The organism is Streptomyces sp. NRRL F-6492 (genome assembly GCF_001280125.1).
Taxonomy (GTDB): Bacteria; Actinomycetota; Actinomycetes; order Streptomycetales; family Streptomycetaceae; genus Streptomyces.
The window spans coordinates 1-243 of the sequence record NZ_LGEG01000191.1 but is presented as its reverse complement, the minus strand read 5'-3'; the positions used below and the strand labels follow the sequence as shown (position 1 = coordinate 243).

Sequence of the window (243 nt, the reverse complement as noted above, 5' to 3'; positions counted from 1 at the left end):
ACACCGCGTGCTCGTCCTCGCTCGTGGCACTGCACCTCGCGGCCAACGCCCTGCGCCGCGGCGAATGCGACCTGGCCCTCGCCGGCGGCGCGACCGTGACCGCGACCCCGGGCGGGTTCGTCGACTTCTCGCGCCAGAGCGGTTTGGCGCCGGACGGGCGCATCAAGTCGTTCGCGGCGGCCGCCGACGGCACCGCCTGGTCCGAAGGCGTCGGCCTCCTCCTGGTCGAACGCCTCTCCGACG

The 243-nt window shown here is 74.9% G+C and carries 1 protein-coding gene; it reads left to right on the top strand.

Annotated features, from left to right (window positions below):
- The coding region (locus ADL08_RS14685) for a beta-ketoacyl synthase N-terminal-like domain-containing protein (RefSeq protein ID WP_159043077.1) at positions 1-243 on the top strand (243 nt) is incomplete at both ends.